This window comes from Kosakonia sp. BYX6, from assembly GCF_038449125.1.
GTDB classification, from domain to species: Bacteria; Pseudomonadota; Gammaproteobacteria; order Enterobacterales; family Enterobacteriaceae; genus Kosakonia; species Kosakonia calanthes.
The window spans coordinates 2,551,574-2,577,498 of record NZ_CP151800.1 but is presented as its reverse complement, the minus strand read 5'-3'; the positions used below and the strand labels follow the sequence as shown (position 1 = coordinate 2,577,498).

27 protein-coding genes are annotated in these 25,925 nt (G+C 54.8%); 13 read left to right on the top strand and 14 right to left on the bottom strand.

Annotated elements, in window-relative coordinates; genetic code table 11:
• Nucleotides 1–9 precede the first annotated feature (9 nt).
• The 4 genes from manD to AAEY27_RS11995 all read left to right on the top strand — a co-directional run bounded on the left by manD (nt 10) and on the right by AAEY27_RS11995 (nt 5,324).
• A complete protein-coding gene (manD, locus tag AAEY27_RS12010; RefSeq protein ID WP_342320768.1) occupies nt 10–1,224 on the top strand; it encodes a D-mannonate dehydratase ManD in 1,215 nt (404 codons plus the stop codon).
• A 21-nt stretch (nt 1,225–1,245) separates the two neighbouring features.
• Nucleotides 1,246–2,262, top strand: a complete 1,017-nt coding sequence (locus AAEY27_RS12005; protein WP_342320767.1) for a Zn-dependent oxidoreductase — start codon at nt 1,246–1,248, stop codon at nt 2,260–2,262.
• 57 nt (nt 2,263–2,319) lie between these two features.
• Nucleotides 2,320–3,696: an MFS transporter gene (locus AAEY27_RS12000; RefSeq protein WP_342320766.1), complete on the top strand. Its 1,377-nt coding sequence runs from the start codon at nt 2,320–2,322 to the stop codon at nt 3,694–3,696.
• Between the two features lie 164 nt (nt 3,697–3,860).
• Nucleotides 3,861–5,324: a mannitol dehydrogenase family protein gene (locus AAEY27_RS11995; protein ID WP_342320765.1), complete on the top strand. Its 1,464-nt coding sequence runs from the start codon at nt 3,861–3,863 to the stop codon at nt 5,322–5,324.
• A 39-nt stretch (nt 5,325–5,363) separates the two neighbouring features.
• Here AAEY27_RS11995 and ydfZ read toward each other — a convergent pair whose 3' ends face one another.
• The 3 genes from ydfZ to ydfG form a co-directional block, all read right to left on the bottom strand.
• On the bottom strand, nt 5,364–5,567 hold the full coding sequence (gene ydfZ, locus AAEY27_RS11990; protein WP_342320764.1) for a putative selenium delivery protein YdfZ: 204 nt from the start codon (nt 5,565–5,567) through the stop codon (nt 5,364–5,366).
• A 165-nt stretch (nt 5,568–5,732) separates the two neighbouring features.
• Complete coding sequence (locus tag AAEY27_RS11985) at nt 5,733–6,419, bottom strand: GntR family transcriptional regulator (protein ID WP_342320763.1); 687 nt, start codon at nt 6,417–6,419, stop codon at nt 5,733–5,735.
• A gap of 90 nt (nt 6,420–6,509) precedes the next feature.
• On the bottom strand, nt 6,510–7,259 hold the full coding sequence (gene ydfG / locus AAEY27_RS11980; RefSeq protein WP_342320762.1) for a bifunctional NADP-dependent 3-hydroxy acid dehydrogenase/3-hydroxypropionate dehydrogenase YdfG: 750 nt from the start codon (nt 7,257–7,259) through the stop codon (nt 6,510–6,512).
• A gap of 186 nt (nt 7,260–7,445) precedes the next feature.
• Here ydfG and dcp point away from each other — a divergent pair, with 186 nt between their 5' ends.
• The 3 genes from dcp to AAEY27_RS11965 all read left to right on the top strand — a co-directional run bounded on the left by dcp (nt 7,446) and on the right by AAEY27_RS11965 (nt 10,608).
• The gene (gene dcp, locus AAEY27_RS11975; protein WP_342320761.1) at nt 7,446–9,491 is read left to right on the top strand and encodes a peptidyl-dipeptidase Dcp; all 2,046 of its coding nucleotides are present in this window, start codon (nt 7,446–7,448) and stop codon (nt 9,489–9,491) included.
• A gap of 424 nt (nt 9,492–9,915) precedes the next feature.
• On the top strand, nt 9,916–10,134 hold the full coding sequence (locus tag AAEY27_RS11970) for a hypothetical protein (protein ID WP_342320760.1): 219 nt from the start codon (nt 9,916–9,918) through the stop codon (nt 10,132–10,134).
• A 48-nt stretch (nt 10,135–10,182) separates the two neighbouring features.
• Nucleotides 10,183–10,608, top strand: a complete 426-nt coding sequence (locus AAEY27_RS11965) for a hypothetical protein (RefSeq protein ID WP_342320758.1) — start codon at nt 10,183–10,185, stop codon at nt 10,606–10,608.
• A gap of 587 nt (nt 10,609–11,195) precedes the next feature.
• Here the strand turns inward: AAEY27_RS11965 and mgtS are convergent.
• The gene (mgtS, locus tag AAEY27_RS11960) at nt 11,196–11,291 is read right to left on the bottom strand and encodes a protein MgtS (protein WP_342320757.1); all 96 of its coding nucleotides are present in this window, start codon (nt 11,289–11,291) and stop codon (nt 11,196–11,198) included.
• Between the two features lie 107 nt (nt 11,292–11,398).
• A complete protein-coding gene (ftrA, locus tag AAEY27_RS11955; RefSeq protein WP_425294679.1) occupies nt 11,399–12,403 on the bottom strand; it encodes a transcriptional regulator FtrA in 1,005 nt (334 codons plus the stop codon).
• A gap of 67 nt (nt 12,404–12,470) precedes the next feature.
• Here ftrA and AAEY27_RS11950 point away from each other — a divergent pair, with 67 nt between their 5' ends.
• Both AAEY27_RS11950 and AAEY27_RS11945 read left to right on the top strand, forming a co-directional pair.
• A complete protein-coding gene (locus AAEY27_RS11950; protein ID WP_342320755.1) occupies nt 12,471–12,884 on the top strand; it encodes a rhodanese-like domain-containing protein in 414 nt (137 codons plus the stop codon).
• Between the two features lie 185 nt (nt 12,885–13,069).
• Nucleotides 13,070–14,173, top strand: a complete 1,104-nt coding sequence (locus AAEY27_RS11945; protein ID WP_342320754.1) for a cobalamin-independent methionine synthase II family protein — start codon at nt 13,070–13,072, stop codon at nt 14,171–14,173.
• A 177-nt stretch (nt 14,174–14,350) separates the two neighbouring features.
• Here AAEY27_RS11945 and ydeE read toward each other — a convergent pair whose 3' ends face one another.
• Nucleotides 14,351–15,538 carry an efflux MFS transporter YdeE gene (ydeE, locus tag AAEY27_RS11940; protein ID WP_342320752.1) on the bottom strand — a complete coding sequence of 396 codons (1,188 nt, stop codon included), beginning with the start codon at nt 15,536–15,538 and terminating at the stop codon, nt 14,351–14,353.
• 192 nt (nt 15,539–15,730) lie between these two features.
• Between ydeE and eamA the strand changes: the two genes are divergently transcribed.
• Nucleotides 15,731–16,624: an O-acetylserine/cysteine exporter gene (gene eamA / locus AAEY27_RS11935; protein WP_342320750.1), complete on the top strand. Its 894-nt coding sequence runs from the start codon at nt 15,731–15,733 to the stop codon at nt 16,622–16,624.
• Between the two features lie 32 nt (nt 16,625–16,656).
• Here eamA and marB read toward each other — a convergent pair whose 3' ends face one another.
• The 3 genes from marB to marR are packed head-to-tail and all read right to left on the bottom strand — an operon-like array spanning nt 16,657 to nt 17,743.
• The gene (gene marB, locus AAEY27_RS11930; protein WP_342320749.1) at nt 16,657–16,872 is read right to left on the bottom strand and encodes a multiple antibiotic resistance protein MarB; all 216 of its coding nucleotides are present in this window, start codon (nt 16,870–16,872) and stop codon (nt 16,657–16,659) included.
• Between the two features lie 36 nt (nt 16,873–16,908).
• Nucleotides 16,909–17,289, bottom strand: coding sequence for an MDR efflux pump AcrAB transcriptional activator MarA (marA, locus tag AAEY27_RS11925; RefSeq protein WP_342320748.1), 381 nt, complete (start codon nt 17,287–17,289; stop codon nt 16,909–16,911).
• Nucleotides 17,290–17,308: 19 nt separating this feature from the next.
• Nucleotides 17,309–17,743: a multiple antibiotic resistance transcriptional regulator MarR gene (gene marR, locus AAEY27_RS11920; RefSeq protein WP_342320746.1), complete on the bottom strand. Its 435-nt coding sequence runs from the start codon at nt 17,741–17,743 to the stop codon at nt 17,309–17,311.
• A gap of 241 nt (nt 17,744–17,984) precedes the next feature.
• Between marR and AAEY27_RS11915 the strand changes: the two genes are divergently transcribed.
• Together AAEY27_RS11915 and AAEY27_RS11910 are read left to right on the top strand one after the other, a co-directional pair.
• On the top strand, nt 17,985–18,659 hold the full coding sequence (locus AAEY27_RS11915) for a MarC family NAAT transporter (RefSeq protein ID WP_342320744.1): 675 nt from the start codon (nt 17,985–17,987) through the stop codon (nt 18,657–18,659).
• Nucleotides 18,659–19,813 carry an alpha/beta hydrolase gene (locus tag AAEY27_RS11910; protein ID WP_342320743.1) on the top strand — a complete coding sequence of 385 codons (1,155 nt, stop codon included), beginning with the start codon at nt 18,659–18,661 and terminating at the stop codon, nt 19,811–19,813. The genes AAEY27_RS11915 and AAEY27_RS11910 overlap by 1 nt, the downstream gene beginning before the upstream one ends.
• A 132-nt stretch (nt 19,814–19,945) precedes the next feature.
• Here AAEY27_RS11910 and AAEY27_RS11905 read toward each other — a convergent pair whose 3' ends face one another.
• A complete protein-coding gene (locus AAEY27_RS11905; RefSeq protein ID WP_342320742.1) occupies nt 19,946–21,142 on the bottom strand; it encodes a sugar transporter in 1,197 nt (398 codons plus the stop codon).
• 171 nt (nt 21,143–21,313) lie between these two features.
• On the opposite strand from AAEY27_RS11905, the gene AAEY27_RS11900 reads away from it, so the two are divergent.
• Complete coding sequence (locus AAEY27_RS11900; protein ID WP_342320740.1) at nt 21,314–22,105, top strand: PhzF family phenazine biosynthesis protein; 792 nt, start codon at nt 21,314–21,316, stop codon at nt 22,103–22,105.
• Nucleotides 22,106–22,175: 70 nt separating this feature from the next.
• Here the strand turns inward: AAEY27_RS11900 and AAEY27_RS11895 are convergent, their stop codons facing one another.
• From AAEY27_RS11895 to AAEY27_RS11880, 4 genes are read right to left on the bottom strand one after another with little or no spacing between them, the layout of a single operon-like run.
• On the bottom strand, nt 22,176–22,853 hold the full coding sequence (locus tag AAEY27_RS11895; protein WP_342320739.1) for an SDR family NAD(P)-dependent oxidoreductase: 678 nt from the start codon (nt 22,851–22,853) through the stop codon (nt 22,176–22,178).
• Complete coding sequence (locus AAEY27_RS11890) at nt 22,854–23,324, bottom strand: YhcH/YjgK/YiaL family protein (protein WP_342320738.1); 471 nt, start codon at nt 23,322–23,324, stop codon at nt 22,854–22,856. It lies immediately after the preceding gene.
• A 3-nt stretch (nt 23,325–23,327) separates the two neighbouring features.
• Nucleotides 23,328–24,488 carry a sialidase family protein gene (locus AAEY27_RS11885; RefSeq protein ID WP_342320737.1) on the bottom strand — a complete coding sequence of 387 codons (1,161 nt, stop codon included), beginning with the start codon at nt 24,486–24,488 and terminating at the stop codon, nt 23,328–23,330.
• A 1-nt stretch (nt 24,489) separates the two neighbouring features.
• Entirely contained in the window at nt 24,490–25,914 is a 1,425-nt protein-coding gene (locus tag AAEY27_RS11880) for a sodium:solute symporter family protein (protein WP_342320736.1), read from the bottom strand.
• Between the last annotated feature and the right edge of the window lie 11 nt (nt 25,915–25,925).

Sequence of the window (25,925 nt, the reverse complement as noted above, 5' to 3'; positions counted from 1 at the left end):
GAATAACGCATGAAGATCGTAGGGGCTGATGTTTTTGTTACCTGTCCGGGGCGCAACTTTGTCACCTTAAAAATCACCACCGATGAAGGGATTGTTGGCCTTGGCGACGCAACGCTCAATGGCCGCGAACTCTCTGTCGCCTCCTATCTGAAAGATCATCTTTGCCCGCAATTGATTGGCCGTGACGCCCATCGCATCGAAGATATCTGGCAGTTTTTCTACAAAGGCGCGTACTGGCGCCGCGGCCCGGTCACCATGTCGGCCATTTCCGCCGTGGATATGGCGCTGTGGGATATCAAAGCCAAAGCCGCCAATATGCCGCTCTATCAACTGTTGGGCGGCGCTTCCCGCGAAGGGGTAATGGTTTATTGCCACACCACCGGCCATACCCTTGATGATGTGCTGGAAGATTATGCCCGGCATAAAGAGATGGGCTTTAAAGCCATCCGCGTGCAATGCGGTGTGCCGGGGATGAAAACCACCTACGGCATGGCAAAAGGCAAAGGCCTGGCTTATGAACCGGCGACCAAAGGCCAATGGCCGGAAGAGCAACTCTGGTCGACGGAAAAATACCTCGATTTCACCCCGAAACTGTTCGACGCGGTGCGCAGCAAATTTGGTTTTGACGAACATTTGCTGCACGACATGCATCACCGTCTGACCCCTATTGAAGCCGCGCGCTTCGGCAAAAGTATTGAGCCATTCCGTATGTTCTGGATGGAAGATCCCACGCCTGCGGAGAATCAAGCGTGCTTTCGTCTGATTCGCCAGCATACGGTCACGCCGATTGCGGTCGGCGAAGTGTTTAACAGCATCTGGGATTGCAAACAGCTTATCGAAGAGCAACTGATCGATTATATCCGCACCACCATTACCCACGCGGGCGGCATCACCGGCATGCGCCGTATTGCCGATTTTGCCTCGCTCTACCAGGTGCGCACCGGTTCGCATGGCCCGTCCGATCTCTCGCCCATTTGCCATGCCGCCGCGCTCCATTTCGACCTGTGGGTACCTAACTTTGGGGTGCAGGAATACATGGGGTATTCCGAACAAATGCTGGAGGTTTTTCCGCACAGTTGGCGCTTTGAAAACGGCTATATGCACCCTGGCGACAAACCGGGGCTGGGCATTGAGTTCGACGAAAAGTTGGCGGCGAAATACCCCTACGATCCTGCTTATCTGCCGGTCGCGCGACTGGAAGATGGCACGCTGTGGAACTGGTAATAGGTAATAAAGGAAAGCGAAATGAAAAGTGTGGTAATCGAACAACCCAACCAATTAACCGTTGCTGACCGCCCGTTACCGCAGCCAGCCGCCGGGGAAGTGCGCGTCAAAGTCAAACTGGCCGGGATTTGTGGCTCCGACAGCCACATTTACCGCGGACATAACCCGTTTGCCAAATATCCGCGCGTCATCGGTCATGAATTTTACGGGCACATTGATGCCGTCGGCGAAGGTGTTTCACCGTCACGTCTTGGCGAGCGCGTCTCGGTTGACCCGGTGATCAGCTGCGGTCACTGCTATCCGTGCTCCATCGGCAAACCCAATGTCTGCACCGAACTGGTGGTGCTTGGCGTACATCGAGATGGCGGATTCAGCGAATACGCGGCGGTTCCGGCGCGTAATGCCTGGAAAATCCCCGAAACCATTGCCGATGAACACGCCGTGATGGTCGAACCGTTCACCATTGCCGCGAATGTCACCGGCCAGGCGCAACCAACGGAAAACGATATCGCGCTGATTTATGGCGCAGGCCCGATGGGGCTGACCACCTTGCAGGCGCTAAAAGGTGTCTACAAGGTAAAACAGGTGATTGTCGCCGACAGGATCGATGAACGCCTGGCAATGGCCCGCAACAGCGGTGCCGACTGGGTCATCAACAATAGCCAGCGTCCATTGCAGGAAACGCTGGCCGAGAAGGGGATCAAACCGACGTTGATTGTGGATGCCGCCTGCCATCCTTCGATTTTGCAGGAAGCGATTGCGCTGGCGTCACCCGCCGCGCGCATTGTGATCATGGGATTTTCCAGCGAACCCAGCCAAATCATCCAGCAGGGCATTACCGGCAAAGAGCTGTCGATTTTCTCGTCACGTCTCAATGCCAATAAATTCCCGGTGGTGATCGACTGGCTGGCGCGCGGGTTAATCGATCCTGGCAAATTAGTGACGCATAAATTTGATTATCAACATGTCACCGATGCGATTGAACTGTTTGAAAAAGATCAGCGACAGTGCTGTAAGGTCTTATTAACGTTCAATTAATTACCACGAAAAATGCGGTTAAGCGGTACGCATGCGACTTTTTTCGAGATGGCCATTATGACGCAAGTTAACACTGAAAGAACGACCTCGGATCTGGTGAAAGCGGCGGTGTCCGGCTGGCTGGGTACGGCGCTGGAATTTATGGATTTCCAGCTCTATTCGCTAGGCGCAGCGCTGGTGTTTCACGAGATTTTCTTCCCGGAGCAATCAGCGGCAATGGCACTGATCCTGGCGATGGGAACCTACGGAGCGGGTTATATTGCGCGCATTATCGGCGCGTTTGTCTTCGGTAAAATGGGTGACCGTATTGGGCGTAAAAAAGTGCTGTTTATCACCATCACCATGATGGGGATCTGTACCACGCTGATTGGCGTTTTACCGACTTACGCGCAAATTGGCATTTTCGCACCGGTGCTGCTGGTGACATTGCGCATCATCCAGGGGCTGGGCGCGGGCGCGGAAATTTCCGGTGCCGGCACCATGCTGGCGGAATACGCCCCGAAAGGAAAACGCGGCATTATCTCTTCGCTGGTGGCGATGGGCACCAACTGCGGCACGCTGAGCGCCACGGCCATCTGGGCGATTATGTTTTTCGCGCTCGACCGTGAAGAACTGCTCGCCTGGGGCTGGCGCGTACCGTTTATCGCCAGCGTCGTGGTGATGCTGTTCGCCATCTGGCTGCGTCTGAACCTGAAAGAGAGCCCGGTGTTTGAGCAGGTTCACGAAGGTGTGCACGCACCGGCGAAAATCGATCAAGCTGAAACCGGTCTCGGTGCGATGTTCAGCAGTAAAACGTTCTGGCTGGCAACCGGGCTGCGTTTTGGGCAGGCGGGTAACTCCGGGCTGATCCAGACCTTCCTGGCCGGTTATTTGGTCCAGACGCTGTTGTTTGAAAAGCGCATTCCCACCGATGCGTTGATGATTAGCTCGATTATCGGTTTCCTCACCATTCCGCTACTGGGCTGGCTGTCGGATAAAATCGGCCGCCGTTTGCCGTACATCTGTTTGTGTATTTCGGCGATTATCCTCGCGTACCCGATGATGGCGATCATTGTGGATAAAACCTACTCGCCTGGCGTCATTATGCTGTCGATTATCGTTATCCATAACTTTGCCGTGCTGGGGCTGTTCGCGCTGGAAAATATCACCATGGCGGAGATGTTTGGTTCCCGTAATCGCTTTACGCGCATGGCGATTTCCAAAGAGGCGGGCGGTCTGGTTGCGGTAGGTTTCGGCCCGGTGCTGGCGGGGATCTTCTGTAATATGACCGGCTCCTGGTGGCCGATTGTGGTGATGCTGATTGTCTACTCGCTGATTGGCCTGCTTTCTGCTGTGCTGATGCCGGAAGTCCGCGATCGCGATTTGAACATTCTGCAAGACGCTGCCGAACCCCGCGAAGCGGCGCAACCAGTAGGCTCGCGTACCTACATCTGATTCCTCTTTGCGTGTTAAAAGCGGTGAAGCCTAAGGGGAATCTGACACATTTGGTTACCATTCTAGTTGGTGTAGTCCGCAAATCCTGTCGCAAATCATAGTCTGGTTTGCGGCAGTCCTTAATCTATTGAACCACTGTTTCACTTAATAAGAAGAGTCCCACCATGGAAAACAGGCTGTTAACGGCGAAAGCCACGTTACCCAGTTATGATCGTAACAAACTGGTTCCCCGCATTGTGCATCTTGGTTTCGGCGCGTTTCACCGCGCACATCAGTCGGTCTATGCCGATATCCTTGCCGCAGAACACGGCAGCGATTGGGGTTATTGCGAGGTCAACCTGATTGGCGGCGAGCAACAAATTGCCGATTTGAAACAGCAGGATAATCTCTACACCGTGGCAGAAATGTCTGCCGATGCGTGGACCGCTCGCGTGGTCGGCGTGGCAAAACGTGCGCTGCACGCGCAGGTTGATGGCCTGGAAACCGTGCTGGACGCTATGTGCGAGCCGCAGGTCGCGATCGTTTCACTGACGATCACCGAAAAAGGGTACTGCCATTCACCGGCGACCGGCGAATTGATGCTCGATCACCCATTAATCGTTGGCGATTTGCAAAACCCGCATCAGCCAAAATCGGCTGCCGGTGTGGTAGTGGAAGCGCTGGCGCGCCGTAAAGCCGCTGGTTTACCGGCTTTCAGCGTGATGTCCTGCGATAACATGCCGGAAAACGGCCATGTCACCCGCAATGTGGTGTGCGCTTACGCGCGCGCGGTGAATGGGGATCTGGCGGACTGGATCGAAGTTAATGTCACTTTCCCGTCAACCATGGTCGATCGCATCGTTCCGGCAGTCACGGAAGATACCCTGAATAAAATTGAACAACTGACCGGCGTTCGCGACCCGGCCGGCGTGGCCTGTGAGCCGTTCCGCCAGTGGGTGATTGAAGATAACTTTGTCGCCGGACGCCCGGCGTGGGAAAAAGCGGGCGCGGAGCTGGTCAAAGATGTGGTGCCGTTTGAAGAGATGAAACTGCGTATGCTGAATGGCAGCCACTCCTTCCTCGCTTATCTTGGCTACCTTGCGGGTTACCAGCACATCAACGACTGCATGGAAGATGACAATTACCGCCGCGCCGCGCATGCACTGATGCTGCAAGAACAAGCGCCGACTCTGAAAGTGCAGGGCGTGGATCTGGCGCATTACGCCGATCTGCTGATCGCGCGTTACAGCAACACCGCACTGCGCCATCGTACCTGGCAAATCGCCATGGATGGGAGCCAGAAGCTGCCGCAACGTATGCTTGATTCTGTGCGCTGGCATCTGGTGCACAACAGTGATTTCTCGCTGTTGTCATTAGGTATTGCTGGCTGGATGCGTTACGTTGGCGGCGTGGATGAGCAAGGCCAGGCCATCGAAGTGTGCGATCCGCTGCTTTCCGTTATTCAAAAAACGGTAAAAGAGAGCGCGGAAGGCGAAGCGCGCGTTCAGGCGTTGCTGGGAATTGATGCTATTTTCGGGCGTGAATTGCCGAAAGAGGCGAAGTTTGTTGCGCAGGTGCAAAAAGCGTATCAAACATTGCTGGAGAAAGGGGCGAAAGCGACAGTGGCTCAGTACGCTGCCGCGCTGTAACGCAAACGAAGAATGCCGCCTCGGCGGCATTCTCACCACTCAGTGCAGGCCCAGGCGAATCAGTTCAACCGGTTCAAATTTGCCTTCACATCCTTCAACTTCCACCGTTTTGCTGCGGCGCACTTTTTCAGCGCTCAATCCATCGGCATGAATTGCCACGATTTTGCCAGTGCGGCCTGAGCCGTTGATCATCACGCGGGAACCGATGGTAATAGCGTTACGGTTTCGATCATAAGTCATCATGGTGGTTTCTCCTTGTTAATATCCGCAAAGCGAAATGGGGCAGAAGATGTCCCCAAAACGGACGCTCTATAAATACGCCCCTGAGATGATGAGTTTTTGTTTTTGATCAAGGTCACACTTTTTTGCGACAAAAAAATGTGACCGGAAGGGAGAAAAAGGCGGGATTTACTCTTCGCTAAACCAGTCGCGATTCTCCTGACGAATGGTTTTCACCGACTCGCTGATCTCCTGCAAATGCAGTGTCATGGCGTTCACCACCGCGTCGGCATCGCGTTTTTCCAGCGCATCGAAGATATCCTGATGTTGACGCAGCAGCATTTCCGGCGGCGAAACATGGTCGAGGCTCATATAGCGCACGCGGTCAATGGTGGCTTTGATGTTTTCGATGGTATCCCACGCTAACTGGCAGTCGGCGATCAGCGCCAGCTTCTGGTGAAAATTGTCATCCAGCTCAAAAAAGTCATTCAGCTGTTTGCGCTCAATGGCAATGCGTTGCTGATGGAGGTTTTGCTCAAGCTGATAACAGGCGCTGTCATCAATCATCATGGCGGCGCGGCGGGCAACGGCGCACTCAATCGCCTGGCGAACAAAGCAGCCATTACGCACTTGAGTGAGGGAGATTTTATTCACGTAGCTTCCGCGCTGTGGGCGGATTTGAATCAGGCCGTTTTCAGCCAGTTTAATAAAGGCTTCCCGCACCGGCTGGCGCGAAACGTCAAAACGCACCGACACCTCTTTTTCCGACAACGGCGTACCTGGTGGGATCAGGCAGTGCACAATATCCCGCCGTAAGATGCGGTAAATTTGTTGATTTACGGGTTGTGTAGGGTTGAGTTGCGTTTCAGCGGCCATTCGCTCTTACTTTCCAAAGGGTTAACCCGGCTACCATACCATTTATTTTACCTGTATCCCAGACCCTGCCCGCAGGCCGGGCAGGAAAAATTAACCCTGACGATGAACGCTCAGGCCAGCGTAAGTCTGGCTAACCGGCATCATTTCAAGCGTATTGATATTGACGTGTTTCGGCAGCGTGGAAACCCACCAAACCGCTTCGGTCACATCTTCCGCACTCAGCGCGGTGGTGTTCTCGTAAGTCTTATCCGCTTTGGCGTCATCGCCTTTAAAGCGCACGTTAGAGAACTCAGTGCCGCCAACAAGACCCGGCTCAATGTTGGTCACACGAACTGCGGTACCGCTCAGATCGGTGCGCAGGTTCAGGCTGAATTGGCGCACAAACGCTTTGCTCGCGCCATAAACGTTGCCGCCCGCGTAAGGCCAGCTGCCCGCCGTAGAACCGATATTAATGATATGGCCGCGATTGCGTTCCACCATGCCTGGCAGTACGGCGCGCGTCATATACACCAGACCTTTATTATTGGTGTCGATCATGGTTTCCCAATCGTCGACGTTCGCTTTATGCGCCGGTTCCATACCCAGCGCCAGCCCGGCGTTATTCACCAGCACGTCGATACCGCGCCAATCCGCCGGAAGGGAGGTGATGAACGCTTCAATGGCGGCGCGATTACGGACATCCAACTGTGCCGTGTACAGGTTGTCGCCCAGCTCGTCTTTCAGCTCCTGCAAACGCTCCTGACGGCGGCCTGTGGCAATCACCTTATGACCGTTTTGAATAAAGCGGCGCGTAATGCCTTCGCCAAAACCCGCAGTCGCCCCGGTAACGAGAATAATCATGTCATTGTTCCTCAACGCTTTTTGTGATTTCGTAACATAACATGCACCGCTATGAAGCGGTAACACAAGTTGTGTCGCTTTACAGTGTGGCAAAAAATACGCGCTTATGCGCAGATGCGAGAAATGATTGCGATGCGCCCGGTGGATGCCTACTCTGAGGAGACTCACCGCATTCAGGAGCGAAATATGTCGGTCACCAATCCCTTCTTTACAGCAAGCTCTCTGCCTTATCAGGCTCCGCCTTTTGACGCCATCCAGCAGGAGCATTACCGCCCGGCATTTGACGAAGGTGTGCGGCAAAAGCGTGCCGAGATAGCCGCCATTACTCACAACAATGCGGCAGCGGATTTTGCTAACACTTACCTTGCGCTGGAGCAGAGCGGCGAATTGCTCACCCATGTCACCAGCGTTTTCTTCGCCATGACCTCCGCCCACACCAATGATTTTTTGCAGCAGTTGGATGAAGCGTTTTCCACCGAACTGGCGGAGCTGGCGAACGATATTTACCTTAATGATGCGCTATTCGCCCGGGTCGAAACGGTGTGGATAGACCGCCAGGCGCTGGGGCTGGACGCCGAATCGCTGCGCCTTGTTGACGTCATTTATCAGCGTTTTGTGCTGGCAGGCGCAACGCTGAGCGCGCAGGACAAAATGACGCTAAAAGCGTTGAATACCGAAGCGGCGACGCTGACCAGCCAGTTCAACCAGCGTCTGCTGGCGGCCGATAAAGCGGGCGGGCTGGTGGTGGATTATGCGCACCAGCTTGATGGCTTACGTGCGGAAGACATTGCCACAGCGGCCGACGCCGCGAAGGCCAAAGGGCTGGAAAACCGCTGGCTGCTGCCCCTGCTTAACACCACGCAGCAACCCGCATTGGCGGCGTTACGCGATCGCCAGACCCGTGAAAACCTGTTCAACGCGGGCTGGCTGCGTACGCAGCGGGGGGATGCCAATGACACGCGCGCGCTGGTGTTACGGTTGGTGCAGCTACGTGCTCAGCAAGCGAAGCTGCTTGGTTTCGCCGATTTCGCCAGTTGGAAAATTGCCGATCAAATGGCGGGAACGCCGCAGACTGCGCTGACCTTTATGCGCAATATCGCACCCGCTGCGCGGGCTCGCGCCGAACGCGAACTGGCGGATATCCAGCAGGTTATCGACACCCAACAAGGCGGCTTTACCGCACAAGCCTGGGACTGGGCGTATTACGCCGAGCAGGTGCGGCTGGCGAAATACGCGCTGGATGAGTCGCAAATCAAACCTTATTTTGCACTGGACACGGTGTTAACCGAAGGGGTGTTCTGGACAGCAAGCCAGCTGTTTGGCATCCGCTTTACCGAACGTTTCGATATTCCGGCGTACCACCCGGATGTTCGCGTGTGGGAAATTTTCGATGCTGACGATCGCGGGTTAGCGCTGTTTTACGGGGATTTCTTCGCCCGTGATTCGAAAAGCGGCGGCGCCTGGATGGGCAATTTTATTGAACAATCGACGCTGAACGGCACGCAACCGGTCATCTATAACGTCTGCAACTATCAGAAACCGGCAAACGGCCAGGCGGCGCTGCTGTCATGGGATGAGGTGATCACGCTGTTCCACGAGTTTGGTCATACGCTGCATGGGCTGTTCGCCAGCCAGCGTTACGCCAGCCTTTCCGGCACCAACACGCCGCGCGATTTTGTAGAGTTCCCTTCGCAAATTAACGAGCACTGGGCCAGCCAGCCGCAGGTCTTTACCCGTTATGCCCGCCATCACCAGAGCGGCGAGGCAATGCCAGACGACCTGCGTGAGAAAATGCTGCGCGCCACACAATTTAATAAAGGTTATGACATGACCGAATTGCTGAGCGCCGCGCTGCTGGATATGAACTGGCACGCGCTGGAAGACGGCGCCGGCATAACCGATGTGGACAGCTTTGAAGCGCAGGCCATCCGCAACGAAAATCTCGACCTCGCCGCGGTGCCGCCGCGCTATCGCAGCAGTTATTTCGCGCATATTTTTGGCGGGGGTTACGCGGCGGGTTATTACGCCTATTTATGGACGCAAATGCTGGCCGATGACGGTTATCAGTGGTTTGTCGAGCAGGGCGGTTTAACCCGAGAAAACGGCCAGAAATTTCGTGATGCAATTTTGTCGCGCGGTAACAGCGAAGACCTGGCAAACCTCTATCGGCAATGGCGCGGCCACGATCCGCTTATCGAGTCGATGCTGAAAAACCGGGGATTAAGCGAATAATTGACAGGCGTTATGCTTTAAAAAGTTACATAACCTGTAAGGGCATTGACCTGATTATATTCGGGAAATACCGTTAAACATGGTGATGAATCCCCCTACGCGGCGGGGCTACCAGTCATACCTTTTTGGGGTAAAAGCGAGTCTTGCGGGCTGGCGCAAGCTCACCGGGAGGCACCCGGCATCACCGTAAATTCCACAGCCAGAGGCGGGCTTTTTGCCAGTCTCTGGTTTTTTGCCGCCTCAAATTAACCACACAATTGTTAAAGTGTGGGCCACTTCACGTTTCCCGGCGTAGCGTTATCCCTCTCATTAAGCCAAATTAAAGGACCTGATTTTCGCGCTTAACATTCCGTGGCATTGAGCAGGCATTGAGAAAGTGGCTGTGTTAATGTCGAAAACTATTAAAGCAACTGAGGTAACCGACATGACCAAAAATGTAGTGGTAATACGCGCCGGTGGTAAGGTTGAAAATGTGACCGTGGAAGACAGTGCAAAATCGGTCACCTTCAAAAATGAGCAGAGCTCGTTTCTCGAAATCCCAATCGAACCTTGGGAGTTAGACGGAGAAACCTTCCTCGTTGCCCGATTTTCGGACCTGGTAAGCCAGCAGGAAACCGAACAAGCCATCCGGAAATTCTACTGATCAGCGACCGCCTGCGGGCGGTTTTTTACGCCAGTACGGGAGGTGTTAATGGAAAGTGAACGTGAAGCATCAGAGGCTATTACGCCGACCATCAGTACTCAGGACAGCGCGTTATCGCATCTCGTCTCCTGCGCCAATTTGGGAGCGGGGATGGTGGTCACGCTGGTTGTTGGCGGCCAGGTCGTTGCGGGTGAACTGGTTTCCGGGCAGGAATATGCGCTATCTACGGCGAAATCGATTCGCTCTATTGCCGGTAATGAATCCATTACCGATCCCATTGCCCGCTTTTTTGATGATTTAGCGCAAGATTATCGTGTTGAAGATGAACACGAAATTCCGCTTAACTATTTGCATATTAAAGATCCGTCCTGGATGACCGGCAATGGCGGTTGGACGAGTGTGAAAGGCACAATATTGCGCGTGCATATTGCTAAAGTGAGTGGCTTTTCTTTAGGCAAAGCAAAAAACGCGTAAATAGAAATAATTAAAAGGGCCTCTGCGGAGGCCCAATTTATAAAACATGCTTCGGCCAGCGTCTTCTTCGTAGCACGGTTATACAGGATTTGGCGGTAAGTCTTGTTCCACAAACTGAGCAAATCGCCCCATGAGGTTGAAGCCTGCCGGGGCAAAATGATGTGAACAAAAACTTTTGGCTGCTGCAAACCGGGCACTTGAACTTGAGATTGGGGATAACCCCTCCGGTCTGTTAAATGGAAATGTGACGGTAGCATAATCAGACGGTCCGCAAAGATATATCTTCAACAATTTCAACAGCAAACGCTTATTTCAGCCAGAAAAACGTTTCGATGAGAGGTTATTACGGCTTGCCGTTAGCCACTTATCTTAAGCCTTGTTTAAGATTTATTTAGGAACGAGATGCTAAGTTGGCTAGCAGATCGTTAGCATTGATTTTCAAGTTAATGTTTAAAAAAAGTACAGATCTATCCATGCAAGCATTGACCGCCAAATACTGGCGGTTTTTTTTTACCGAATTAATAATGAAAACGGCCCCTTACGTGTTTGCGTAAGGGGCCGTCATGCCGGGGGATTATCGCTGTTCATCAGTCATCCCATTTGTGACTAAAATAAGCAGCCAGGAATCCCGAAAACAAAATAATTCCAAGAACTGCCATAAATACATGCATATTTGCCATCATCTTAATTCTCCATCTATTAACTTTACCTGCCTCTCTTACCTTAATTTTGTTGCCGCGATGGATAAAGAATAGCCTGGCGAATCTCAATGAAAGGTGAATGGTGTGAATTATTTCGCCGTAACCGAAATTTTTTTGCGATAGGCCACCGGTGAAATGCCATGTTGTTGATGGAAATGGTGACGCAACGAGGCGGCATTGGCAAAACCGCTATTCCGGGCGATCAATTCAATCCCCATTCTGCTTTGCGTCAGCAACGATTCCGCGCGCAGCAACCTTTCGCGCAGTATCCAGCGCGCCGGGGTTGTGCCGGTTGTTTCCTGAAAGCGCCGCAAAAAAGTCCGCTCGCTCATGCCGGTTCGCTGCGCCAGTGACGTAACGGTGTGGTTGTCGCCTAATTGCTGGTGCAGATAGTCAAACAACTGCCCCAGTTGTCGGCTTTCCCGCGTGCGGGCAACCGGGCGGGTCAGTTGCTGGGTCTGCGAGCCATCCCGGTGCGGCTGGACCACCAGACGCCTGGCAACGCTGTTGGCAATCTCAATACCGAAATCCTTGCGCACCACATGCAAACAGAGATCGATGCCCGCCGCGCTTCCCGCGGAGGTCATCACATTGCCTTCGTCGTAATAAAGCGCATCGTCCAGCACGACAATCGCCGGGTAATTCTCGCGCAGCAGTTCGGTATAACGCCAGTGCGTAGTGGCTTTACGCCCGTTCAGCAAACCGGCGGCTGCCAGCACAAACACCCCGGAGCAAATAGAGATAATGCGGCAACCGCGCTGCCAGGCCTCATGCAGTGCCGCACACAACGCAGGCGGAACGGGCTTTTCCGCGCCGCGCCAGCCTGGAACGACAATAGTATTCGCTTCGCTAAGCAGTTCGGGGCCGCCATCCACTATCACGCGGATGCCGCCCGTTGCGCGCAGTTCGCCCGCATCCACTGCGGCCACCGTAAAGTCGTACCAGTTGTCGCCCATTTCTGGTCGCGGCAGGCCGAAAATCTCGACGGCAACGCCAAATTCAAACGTGCACAGGCCATCGTAAGCGAGGGCAATCACCCGATGGCGGGCCGCAGGTTGTCGTAAAGTTGTCATTATCCTGGTGTTATCTGGCAGAGAAGGGCACATTCAGGCCGCGATGTTTTGGTTAGATTAGTGTTAACACAAACACGGAGAAAACACGATGAGCTACGTAACCGATATTCCTGCCGCCTCCCCGGAAGAAGCCGCGAGCCACTTTTTGCACCGCCTGAGTGTCGAAACAGACTGCGCGGATGTGCATCACGCCATCACGCATAACGATCGGGATTTCGTGTTATTGCATGCTGTCGGCAGCCCGGAAACGTTTGCTCGCCGACATGTACCCGGCGCGTTGCATCTGCCGCACAGCATGATGACTCCGGAGCGGATGGCAAAATGGCCTGCCGATACGTTATTTGTGGTCTATTGCGCCGGGCCGCACTGCAACGGTGCCGACCGCGCCGCCCTGAAACTGGCGCGTATGGGGCTGGCGGTCAAAATCATGATCGGGGGAATGACCGGCTGGGATGATGAAGGCTATACCTTTGCCAGCGGCGCGGGGGAAACGGATTTTTGAACGCCGTTTTTCATCTTGCCGCTGTGAAGATGAAATTAATTCATGTGCTGTGAAATTTTCTCGTTTGCCGCAAACAACCCGTTGTGACATTTTATTTGGACATTTAGCCGTCCAGAAGTCCAAATATTCAAATAATGAATTATCACGCCGGGCAATCATCTGCCCCGGCGAACGAGGAGAGAAGTATGCAGCGACATCAGGCCCCCTTCCGCGCCGACGTAGTAGGCAGTTTTTTGCGTCCGGATGCCATCAAAAACGCACGTCAGCAATTCGCGCAGGGCGAGATCACCGCCGCGCAGTTACGCAGCGTTGAAGATGAAGCCATTCGCCATGTTGTCGAGCAGCAGTGCGCCTGCGGTCTGCATGTGGTCACCGACGGCGAGTTCCGCCGCGCATGGTGGCATTTCGATTTCTTTGATGGCCTGGAAGGGGTTGAGCGTTACGACTCGGACAAAGGCATTCAGTTTAACGGTGTGCAGACGAAAGCCCACGGCGTGCGCGTTATCGGCAAGCTGCGTTTTGGCGATCACCCAATGCTGGAAGATTTCCGTTACCTGAAAAGTATTAGCGGTAACGCGCAACCGAAAATGACCATCCCAAGCCCGAGCGTGCTGCATTTCCGCGGCGGTCGTAAAGATATCGACGCGACCGTTTACCCGCAACTGGATGCGTATTTTGACGATCTGGCCACTACCTGGCACGATGCGATCCACGCGTTTTACGCCGCGGGCTGCCGTTATCTGCAACTGGACGATACCGTTTGGGCGTATCTGTGCTCAGACGATCAACGCCGCCAAATCCGCGAGCGCGGCGACAATCCGGACGAACTGGCACGTATTTATGCCCGCGTGATCAACAAGGCGCTGGAAGGAAAACCGGACGATTTGACCATCGGTTTACATGTTTGTCGCGGTAACTTCCGCTCGACCTGGATCTCCGAAGGCGGTTACGAGCCGGTGGCTGAAGTGCTGTTCGGCAGCGTGAATGTCGATGCGTTTTTCCTCGAATATGACAACGACCGTTCCGGTGATTTCGCGCCGCTGCGTTTTGTTCGCCCCGGCAAACAGCAGGTGGTTTTGGGGCTGATCACCACCAAAAATGGCGAGCTGGAAAACCCGGAAGGTGTGAAAGCGCGCCTTGCCGAAGCAGCGAACTATGTTGATATCAACCAGATTTGCCTCAGCCCGCAGTGCGGTTTTGCCTCCACTGAAGAGGGCAACAGCCTGACGCCAGAACAGCAGTGGGACAAAGTACGCTTGGTAACGAATATCGCCGAACAAGTGTGGTAAATCGCTAACGAGCGTAGACCGGATAAGCGAAGCGCCATCCGGCAATAAACGCCTGATGGCGGCTTCGCCTTATCAGGCCTACGGAGCCAATAGCAACGGGTAGCAACCTGTAGGCCGGATAAGCGTTTACGCGCCATCCGGCGAATAATGCCCGGTAACCGCCGGGCATTTTTAACATTATTGCGGCTGCAACACACCCCACGGACGGACCCGCATGCCTTTGAGCATCATCAGCCAGGCGACCACAATCGTCACCATCAGGATGATAAACAGCGACCAGGCAGGCAGTGTGGTCAGAATAATACCGGTCAGCAGCGGGTTCATTGCCGCGCCCAGCCAGCCGAGCGCTTGCGCGGAAAAGTAGGTGGCTTTCATGCCCGGCGGGGCGATGTTATCAATAAGCAGATATTCGCCTGGCGCATAAATCACTTCGCCAAAGGTAAACACGGCGGCGGAAAGCCCCCATAGCCACAAATTGTCGCCGGAGAACATAAAGCCCGTCAGCCCGATAACAAAACTCGCGGTGCCGAGCGCCATCAGCGGGCGCAAATTAGAAGGCGTCAGTTTACGTCCAACGGCATATTGCAGGCTGACCACGACGGCGGCGTTTACCGGTAAAACCACGGCAACCACCTGTTCGGCGAAATCGCTGTTCGCGACCGCCATCACATATTGCGACAGGCAAGATGCGAAGGAACCGGCAACAAACGACGCGAGAAAATTCGACAACGTAAACCAGCCGAGCGCTTTGTCTTTCAGCAACACGGAAGGCGACCAGTCAACCGCCGGATCGAGGCCGCTGCCCACTGCGACGCGCTTCACGTAAAGTTGAATAAACACCAGCGGAAACGCTGCGCACATGGCCGCCAGCCAGAAGGGCAAGTTAATGCTTTGCATCACCAGTAACGTGCCGAGCGGCGGCCCAATGGTCCAGCCGATATTCAAAAAGGTGTAGTTAAGCGAGAAAATCTTCGCCTTCGCCGAGGGCGTCAACGTGTCGGCAAAATAGGCTTTCAACACCGTGGAAAACACCGAATACGCGCAGTTTATTAGCGCGAAAAACAGCACCACCAGCCCGGCGTTATGCGTCAGCGGAATGGCGGCAAACCCGGCGATAAACGCGCCGATCGCCAGTAACATGTAACGTTTTTTATCGAATTTATCGGCCAGCATGCCAAAGCCGAGACTGAACACCACACCGATGGTCAGCGCGATGGTTAATGCATAACCGACCTGATCAACCGCCATCCCGTACTGGCGATTGAGGTAGATCGTCATAAAGGGCAGCGTTGCGCCGCGACCGATGGTTAACAAAAGAGAGGACGCCAGTAATGCGGCGGTGGAACGCGATTGTGTTGAGGTCATTTTCCTGCCCGACATGCTTGTTATAGTTTTTTGTGATACCTACAGCTTTAACATGCAAAAAGTGTGATGCACAACCGCAGATTTACCCGCAGATGCCAAATCTGACCTACCGAAATTAATGATCTGTCGCTGGACTATTTTTTGCGTTAACGTAAATTTTTTACAAAAGTTGAAAAAACACAGAGGCTAACGATGGCGCGTAAAGATGTACTGCTGGCGATGCTGGTGGTGGTGGCGTGGGGGCTAAATTTTGTGGTGATCAAAGTTGGCCTGCACAATATGCCGCCGTTAATGCTGGCGGGTTTACGCTTTGTGCTGGTGGCCTTTCCGGCGCTGCTGTTTATCTCGCGGCCCAAAGTGCCGATGCGCTTACTGTTGGGCTACGGCCTGACCATCAGTTTCGGGCAATTTGCCTTCCTGTTTTGCGCCATCAAATTCGGCATGCCCGCCGGGCTTGCTTCGCTGGTGCTACAGGCGCAGGCGTTTTTCACCATCATTCTGGGTGCCGGGGTATTTGGCGAACGCCTGCAATCCAAACAACTGATCGGCATCACGCTGGCGGTGTTCGGCGTACTGGTGCTGATTGAAGCGAGCCTCAACGGGCAACATATTCCGCTGTTGGGCTTTATGCTGACGCTGGCGGCGGCGTTTAGCTGGGCCTGTGGCAATATTTTCAACAAAAAAATCATGCAACACACGTCGCGCCCGGCAGTGATGTCATTGGTGGTGTGGAGTGCGCTGATCCCGATTATCCCGTTTATGGTGGCATCATTGATTTTCGACGGCCCGGCGCTGATGCTGCAAAGCCTGGTGAGTATTGATGCCACAACGTTGCTGTCGCTGGTTTACCTGGCGTTTATCGCCACCATCCTCGGTTACGGGATTTGGGGCACATTGCTGGGGCGTTATGAAACCTGGCGTGTCGCGCCACTGTCGCTGCTGGTGCCAGTGGTTGGCATGGCGAGCGCTGCGTTACTGCTGGATGAAACCCTGTCGGTGTTGCAACTGGTGGGTGCGGTGCTGGTAATGGCGGGGCTGTTCATTAATGTGTTTGGTTTTCGTCTGCGCCGGGCGGTGCAGGCATAAAAAAAGCCCCGCTGAGTGCGGGGCAAAACGAATTAGCTGCGCTGGTTATAATACGGCACACCTAACACGTCGGATTTGTCGCTGCCCACGCCCATATGGTTAAAGTCAAAAGGCGATGTTTGCTGGGCTGTGGGAATAATCACCGCGTCGCGCGTGGTCTGCTTTGCGGGGTGATTCACTTGCTCCGCATAACTCTGGCCGGATAACAGCACCATCAGGGTGACTGCGGCACAGGCAATACGTTTCATACTTTCCTCGATACGTCTTCAAAACAGGCGATTTAATTAACAAGCGTGATTAAGCGGATAAAGATAGCGGGACTCCGCAGGTATATCCGTGACACGGAATTTGTGTGGCGGCACGTCAAAATAGTTCTTGAACGTGCGGGTCAGCGTTTGTTGCGATTCAAACCCATAACGCTCCGCCAAATACAGGATCGGCTCATTGCTTCCCTTGAGCTTTTGTGCAATTTCCGTCAACTTGCGGCTGCGGATGTACTGACCCAGCGAGTGACCAGTCTCTTTTTTAAACATCCGTTGCAGGTGCCACTTGGAGTAACCGGAGCGCTCTGACACTTTTTCCAGTGACAGCGGCGATTCCAGGTTATCCTCGATCCAGTCCAAAATGCTATGAATGGTAATAGCGTCAGTATTGCGTCTGGACATCGTCATACCTCTTTGTTTTTTACGGCAATATTTTCTTAAGCAAATGCTCAAGCGTTGCCACTTCTTCTACCGTTAAGTTTTTTGTTAATTCTTGATGCAGGTTTTGCCCTACTAATTGATGACATTGCTCACACAGCGCCGCGCCTTCGGCAGTTAACTGCACCAGCACGCCGCGCTTGTCATTCGGATTCGGGTTACGCTCGATCCAGCCTTTGCACACCAGCCTGTCCATCATGCGGGTCAGTGCGCCAAGATCGACGGAAAGCACCTTTTTAAGCTCGACCGGAGTAATGCACACTTCACAGCGGATGGAGCACAGCACCTTGAATTGGGTGGCGGTGATATCCAGCGGTGACAGATAGTCGTTCAGTAAACGATCTTTTTTCTGGTTAACCATATGGATTAAGCGACCTAAAGGAATGATTTCATTAAAAAGATCATTCGAGCTTTTCACAATGGTTGCCCCGGCAAGTAGATTAGTCACGGCAGATATTATTGCTCAGGCAAATATAAGTCAACCGAATGAATCGGCGATGCCACTATTTGCTAAAACATTTCTTAATTTTAATAATTTATAACGGCAACTAACTGAATTTATTTGCTTTATATTTGAGCGAAGCAAGGGTCAGATACGAATGCCGCCGCGTTAAGGCTATACTGGCGGCGTTTTTACTATCCAAGGAGTGAATATCACCATGCTGGAATTGTTTAAAGTCATCGGTCTTGGGCTGGTGGTATTGTTGCCGCTGGCTAACCCGTTAACGACCGTCGCGCTGTTTTTAGGGCTGGCGGGCAATATGAACAGCGCGCAGCGGAATCAACAGGCGCGGATGGCCTCAATCTACGTTTTCGTCATTATGATGGTCGCCTGGTACGCCGGGCAGCTCGTCATGAATACCTTCGGCATCTCTATTCCTGGGCTGCGCATCGCCGGTGGGTTGATCGTCGCCTTTATCGGTTTTCGCATGCTTTTCCCGCAACAAAAACCGCACGAATCCATGGAAGCGAAAACCAAATCGGAAGAGCTGGAAGATGAGCCGGGTGCCAACATCGCCTTTGTGCCGTTGGCAATGCCGAGCACCGCAGGGCCGGGCACCATCGCCATGATCATCAGTTCCGCTTCGACGGTTCGCCACGGCGCTGATTTCCCCGCCTGGGTGATAGCCGTCGCGCCGCCGCTGGTGTTCGCCGCCGTCGCGGTGATTTTATGGGGCAGCCTGCGCAGTTCCGGGGCGATTATGCGGCTGGTGGGCAAGGGCGGTATTGAGGCGATCTCCCGGCTGATGGGCTTCTTACTGGTTTGTATGGGCGTGCAATTTATCATTAACGGCGTGCTGGAAATTATCTCCACTTATCATGTAGGTGCTTGATGCGTAAGTATCTTGCGAGTTTGCTTCTGGCGTTAGGGTTGCTGACGGGCTGCCAGCAACGCCACGTCGCACCGCCGCCGCTGGGGCAAAGCAGTTTTGCCGAATACCAACAGCAAACGCGCGATTTTGTCGCCGCCCATCGCGCTTTCCAGACGCTGGATAAAGACGCCGAGTTGCGACTCAACACGCCGCAGGAGTGGCGTCCTGCGCAGACGCCGCGTAAAGGCATTTTACTGATTCATGGCCTGGGCGACGGGCCTGCATCATTTGCCGATATCGCTCCACAACTGGCAAAGCAGGGTTTCCTGGTACGCACGGTGTTGCTGGCCGGGCACGGCACGCGGCCTTCGGATCTGCTGGATGTCAGCGTTGACCAGTGGCGGCAGGTGGTCAAAGAGCAGGCCGATATTCTCGGCAAAGAAGTCGGATCATTGTGGCTGGGCGGCTTTTCCACCGGCGGCAATCTGGCGCTGGAATACGCCGCAGAACATGACAACGTTCAGGGGCTGGTGCTCTTTTCTCCGGCTTTCAAATCCAGCACCAGTTATGACTTCCTCGCCCCGACAGTGGCTTTGTTCCGCGACTGGTTACGCCCGCCGAGCGCCATTTTCCCGCAGCAAATCGCGACGCGTTATTTACGCGTGCCGACCAACGGTTTCGCCCAGTTCTGGCGAACCAGCGCCAGCGCGCAGCGTATTCTGGCGCGAAAACCGTGGAACAAACCCACGCTGCTGGTGTTGACCGAGCATGATTCGGTGCTCAACACCCGCTGGATTTTGGATCATTTTGACCGTGATTTTACCCATCCCGCCAGCCGGGTGATTTGGTACGGCACACCGCCGCCAGAAGCGGTGACGGTGTCACGCTTACGGGTGAAAAAGGATTTTCTGCCCGAAGATCGCATCAGCCAGTTTTCCCATATGTCGGTGCTGTTTTCCCCGCAAAATCCGCTGTATGGCCGCAAAGGCAGCGTGATGCTCTGTTCAAACGGGCAATCGGAAGCGGCGGCAAAACGTTGCCTGAAAGGCGATGAGGTGTGGTATTCGGATTGGGGTTTGGTTGAGCCAGACAAAATTCACGCCCGGCTGACGTGGAACCCGTGGTTCGACTGGCAAACCGCGGTAATGGATAAGGTTGTGTCGGGAGCGCTGTGAGTACGAGATCGCTGCTTCGCCGGATGGCGGCTATCGCCTTATCCGGCCTACATGATCTGAATCCAGATTGTAGGCCGGATAAGCGTCAGCGCCATCCGGCAATCAGCCATCCGGCAAAAAATGGAAACCCGGTCAAATATGGCTACTCTGTTCTTCAAGCTGCACCGGCCAGCGACGGAAAATCACCACCGCCCACACCAGCGCAGCCACCGCCGGAATGGCGCCCGCGTAACCAATCACATCCATCGACCAGTGCAGGCTAATCTGGTTGCCGACCAGCGCACCCGCGCCAATACCAATGTTGAAAATACCGGAAAACAGCGACATCGCGACATCTGTCGCATCCGGCGCCAGCGCCAGCACTTTTACCTGCATACCCAGGCCGATAATCATGATCGCGATACCCCAGAACACGCTGAGCACCGCCAGATGCATTTCACTGCCGGACGCTGGCAACATCATCACGAGCGAGATCGCCAGCAGACCAATGGCGCTGCACACCAGCCCGGAAGCGTGCCGATTGCCAAGCTTACCGAACAGCAGGCTGCCAATAATCCCCGCACCACCCAACACTAACAGCAGCACGGTGGCGAAATTGGCACTAAAGCCCGCCACATACTGCACAAACGGTTCGATATAGCTATAAGCGGTGTAATGGGCGGTCACGACGACAACCGTCAGCAAATAGATGCACATCAGCGCCGGGCGGCGAAACAGCAGCGGCAGGCTTTTTAGCGAACCCGAATGCTCACTCGGCAGTTTCGGCAGCAATTTCACCAGGCAAACGAGGGTGATTAATGCGCCCAAACCGATGGCGAAAAAGGTGGTGCGCCAGCCAAAATATTGCCCCACCACACGGCCAATCGGCAGCCCGAGCACCATCGCCAGCGCAGTGCCCGTCGCCAGCAAACTCAATGCCTGCGCGCGTTTGCCCGCAGGGGCCAGGCGAATCGCCAGCGAGGCGGTTATCGACCAGAAAATAGCGTGCGCGAAGGCAATGCCGATCCGGCTAATCACCAGCACCTCAAAGCTCCACGCGAGGAACGACAACACATGGCTGGCGATAAACAGCACAAATAATCCAATCAACAACTTACGGCGCTCGATCTGGCTGGTCAGCAGCATAAACGGCAGCGACAGCAGCGCCACCACCCACGCGTAAATGGTCAGCATGATCCCCACCTGGGCGGTCTGCATGTCGAAGCTCTGGGCGATATCCGACAGTAAACCCACAGGCACGAATTCGGTGGTGTTAAAAATAAAAGCGGCAACGGCAAGCGTCACTACCCGCAGCCACGCGACTTTTCGTGAAACCGTGTTTGTCATCATTGTGTTTTGGGTTGGTTGGATGAATAGGGAGAGAGAAAAAAGATCTTAATGCTTTTTGGCGAAATGACAAACTTTTTGTGATGTAGATCCCAATTCTCATTCACCTGACAAATACCCATTGCATCGTTGAAAAATTGCGGTCAGAAACGAAGAACAAGAAGAGGACACGCTATGCAAACAATCGATTTCTATATGGTGGACGCGTTCAGCGACCAAACTTTTGGCGGGAACGCGGCCGCCGTCTGCCCACTCACCGAGTGGTTACCCGACGACCTGCTGCTGAAAATGGCGCAGCAACATAATCAATCCGAAACGGCGTTTTTTGTGCGTAACGACAGCGGTTTCGAGCTGCGCTGGTTTACAACACAAGATGAAATCAACCTGTGCGGTCACGCGACGCTCGCTGCCGCCCATGTGATTTTCGAATACCTGGACTACCCGGCGACCGAAATCGTCTTTACCACCCGTTTTGTCGGCGAACTGACGGTAAGCCGCAACGGTGACTGGCTGACACTCAACTTCCCGGCCTGGTCGGCGGAAGCCGTGACAAACCCGCCGGAACTGCTGTTTAAAACCTTGGGCATCCACAGTGCCAACGAGGTGCGCGTCGGGCGCGATTACATGGTAGTGCTGGAAACCCAGGCACAGGTAGAAGCTATTCAACCGGATATCGCCGGGATGATCCCGCTTGGCAAAATGGTCTGCGTGACCGCGCCGGGCGATGACGCTGATTTTGTCAGCCGCTTTTTCTGCCCCGGTGAAGCGGTCGCCGAAGATCCGGTTACCGGCTCGGCGCACAGCATGTTGATTCCGTATTGGGGCGATAAGCTCGGTAAAACAATAATGCAGGCGCGCCAGGTCTCCACCAGAGGCGGCGATTTGCGTTGCGAATGGCGCGACGAGCGCGTGTTGATTGGCGGCCAGGCGACATTGTATTTGTTGGGCAAAGTGTTTTTGCGATAGCGGTATTGCCGGAACACGTAGGCCGGACAAGGCGGCAGCCACCATCCGACAATACATGCAAACGCCAGACTCACTTCAACGACGCGCCACCGCAGATCACCAATTCCTGCCCGGTGAGGGCGGCGGCATCCGCCGACAGCACAAACCCCACTAGCGCCGCCACTTCCTGCGGTTTAATCAAACGGCCAATCGGCGGCACGTTGGGCGGCGAACTTTCTCTCCCTGGCGCGCAGAGCATCGGAGTTTCGGTTGCGCCAGGGGCGACCACATTGGCGGTAATACCGCGCGGCGCTAATTCCGCCGCCCAGCTTCTTACCATCCCCACCAGTGCGGCTTTGGTCGCCACATATTGTGAACGCCCGGCCGCACCGCGCGATGTCCGGCTGCCAATCACCACAATCCGCCCGTCTTGCTGCATCTGCGGCGCAAAATGGTTGACCAGCGTTTCCGCCGCCTGCACATGCAGCCGCCACAGCCGCTGGCTTGTCGTCGCATCAAGTTCGCCGAGCGGGGCGGCCGCCATCATCCCGGCGGCATGAATCACCGCCTGCGGCGTTTCCACATCGGCAAGTGCCTGGCGCAACGCGCTGTCGTCGCTTAAATCGACTTGCCGGCTGCGAAATGCCTCGCTTTCGCGCACCACCCGAGAGCGGGAAAGCCCGGTGACCTGCCAGCCCTGCGCCAGCAGCAGGCTAACAATGGCTTCACCAATCCCGGAGCTGGCACCGGTGACAACGGCATGTGGCATTTATCCCTCCAGCAGTGCGCGCGGCACTTTGAACACCGCTTTACGCACGGTCATCGGATCATGGACCGCGCACAGTGCCTGGTGCGGTTCGCCGGGCAGGAACACCGCAAAATCCCCGGTGCGCAAGGTGATGCTCACCGGCAAGCGCGCGGTCGTGGTGATGTACAAATCCGGCTTGCGCTGCTCATCACTTGCCTGCGCGACGTAGTGTGTCCCGGCATGGATCACCTCTTCGCCGGCCAACACTACCTGGATATCCGCCCATTCGTGATGATATTCCGTGTGGCGCTGCGCCTGTGGCTGGGTGTTTGCCGGACCGACAGTGCAAAACCACGCGGCCTGTTCCGGTTGCAAACGCCCGTCAACATGGCCCTGAAGCGCCGCTAGCGAACACTGCGGCAGTTCAAGAATGCCGCGCAGCGCGGCGGGAAGCCCTGCCAGCGGCAGGGCGTTAAGGTTTCCGACAATCATCGCTTACTCCTTCACCCAGGCCGGGGTGACGCGCACATATTTAATCGCCTGGCGAAAATAGGTGTAGGCGATGTGCAAGTCGCCCTCCGCACCCTGTTTGATGCTGGGATACGAAAACTCGCGGTTCAATTTCTCTTGCGAATTGTTGGTCATGCAGTAGCCGTCGCCTTCATCGAGATGGCGCTGCCACGGCCAGCTTTTGCCGCCGTCCGGGGAGAGCGCGACTGTCATCGGCGCGCGCGGCGCGCCCCAAAAAGCGCTGCGCCCGCTGGTCACTGTCGGTTCTTTGCGCCCGTCACCGTCGTCGATTTCATCGTACAGCGAGGCGCGGCGTTCGGTGGCGCCAGCGGCATTCATAGGGTTAAACACCAGCGCCAGGTAACCATCCGCCAGCGTGGTGACCTGAATCGACGAGTTGTTGTTCGGCAGTTCAGTCGGTTCCGGCACCGACCAGCTTTCACCGTCATCGCTAGATTGGCTGTAATAGATATTGTCCGCCCAGCGGCTGCGAAACAGCGCCACCAGTTGACCATTGGGCAGGGCGGTGATGTTCATATGTACGCAGCCGAGACTTTGCGGCACCTCAACGTCGCGCCAGCTTTTACCCTGATCGCTGGAGATTTTCACCGCGCTGATGTCATTATTGCCGACCCATTTTTCCCCCGGCTGCGTGCGGCAATAGAACACCGGCAGTAGCCAGTTGCCATTCTCCAGCACGGTAATCGGCTGGCGAATGAAAGTACCCGGTTTGTCCAGCAGTGTGCCGATCTCACCCCAGTTCACGCCGAAATCTTTCGACTGGCGAAAGCGCACAATCGCCGTGTCCTGATTACCGGAAACCTGCGCCGTCCATAGCAGCCACAGCACCTTGTCCGGGGCGAGAAACAGTACGGGGTTCTGCTCTGAACGCGACGGATCGTCAGAGAGTTTTACCGCCTCGCTCCAGGCTTCTGCGCCCGGTGCCAGGCGCGAACTCCAGACAGAAATATCCGCCACGCCTTCCTGCGAGCCGCCGAACCAGACGCACATCAAGGTGCCATCCGGCAGCGGCAGAATATTCGCCGCATGGTTTTGTGGGCAGGGTGACGGCAGCATCGCCGTGATAACGCGTGCGTCTTGCGATTGCGGGCGTAACACACCATCGCGGATTACAGTCTCGGACATATCAAACTCCATCATTTCGAACAGGGGTTGGCGCGTTGTTCACCGCTTTGGGGTGCGCTTTATTCGGGATCAGGCGATCCAGCACCATCACCACCGCCGGGGTCACCAGCGCGATATACATATTATTGATACCAAATGGATCGCCCAGCAGATACCAGACCGAGGTCACCAGACAGGCGGCAATCAGGCCGGCATTGGCGCCGCGGGCGCTTTTGAAGAACGGTGCATAGAAAGCGATCACTGCGACCACGGAAATCGACAGACGAATCGCACGGGTAAAGAAGGAGAGTTTCAGTACTTCCGGCACCAGCAGCACGAAGATCAGCGGCAGGAAGCCAATCAGCAGCGACAACCAGCGCGTCGCTTTAAACTCTTGTTCCGGCGTCGGTTTGCGGTACGGAACATAAAAATCTTTCACCACCAGCGAGGCGATAGCCAGCGCAACAGTGCTGACGCTGACAAAAATGGAAGCCACGAGTGACGTTGTCACTAAACCGGCCACCCACGGGTTCATGTCCTGCAAGAAAATCGGCATTGCATACAGGCTGTTGATTTCCGGGTGCAGGTATTTTGCCGCCACGCCAATCACCGCAATCGCCAGTGCAATCGGCAGGCAGAAGAAGAAGGCTACCCAGGTCGCACGCTTTGCGGATTTCACATCTTTAGTGGAACAAATCGCCTGAATCACGAATTGGGTACAGAAGATCGAACCGATGGTGCCGATAAGCCACGCAAAAATGGTGCTGGCACCGAAGTTACCGTCCCAGGTCCAGTAGTATTTCGGCATGTTTTCGATCATCGGCGTAAAACCGCCGGTTTTCGACAGGGCAAAACCCATGATCGCGATAATACCGAAATACTTCAGCGCGCTGTGCAGCAGCGTGACCCAGGCAACACCTTTCATGCCGCCGAAGGCGAAGTAAAAGGTACTGACAATGGCGGTGATAAAGGCGGCCACCGGCAGGTTCACTTTCAGCACCGTGGAAATCGCCGCCGCGCCGCTGACATAGTTGCCGACGTTCACCAGCAGCAGGGCGTAAATCATGATGATGGAGATAATGTTTTTCGTGCTGTTGCCGTATTTCTCGGCAATCGCGCCGGAAATGGTGATTTTGCCGGTGTTATAGATGCGTTTTACCAGCAACAGGCCAAACAGCGGGAAGCCAATCGCCGCGCCAATCACCGACCAGGACGCGGCAAAACCATCTTCAAACGCCGCCTGCGCTGTGCCGACGGTCGATTTGGCGCCGATGTATTCGGACATTAACAAAATCCCGACGATAAAGGCCGGCATGGCGCGCGAGCCTTCCATAAAGTCGCCGTTGTTTTTACTGCGCAAACGGAACGTTAACCAGGTGGTGAACAGAATATAGGCCACCACAATGCCAATAATTATCAGGGTATCTTGAGGTGTAAAGGTGTTCATCTTTGCCTCTC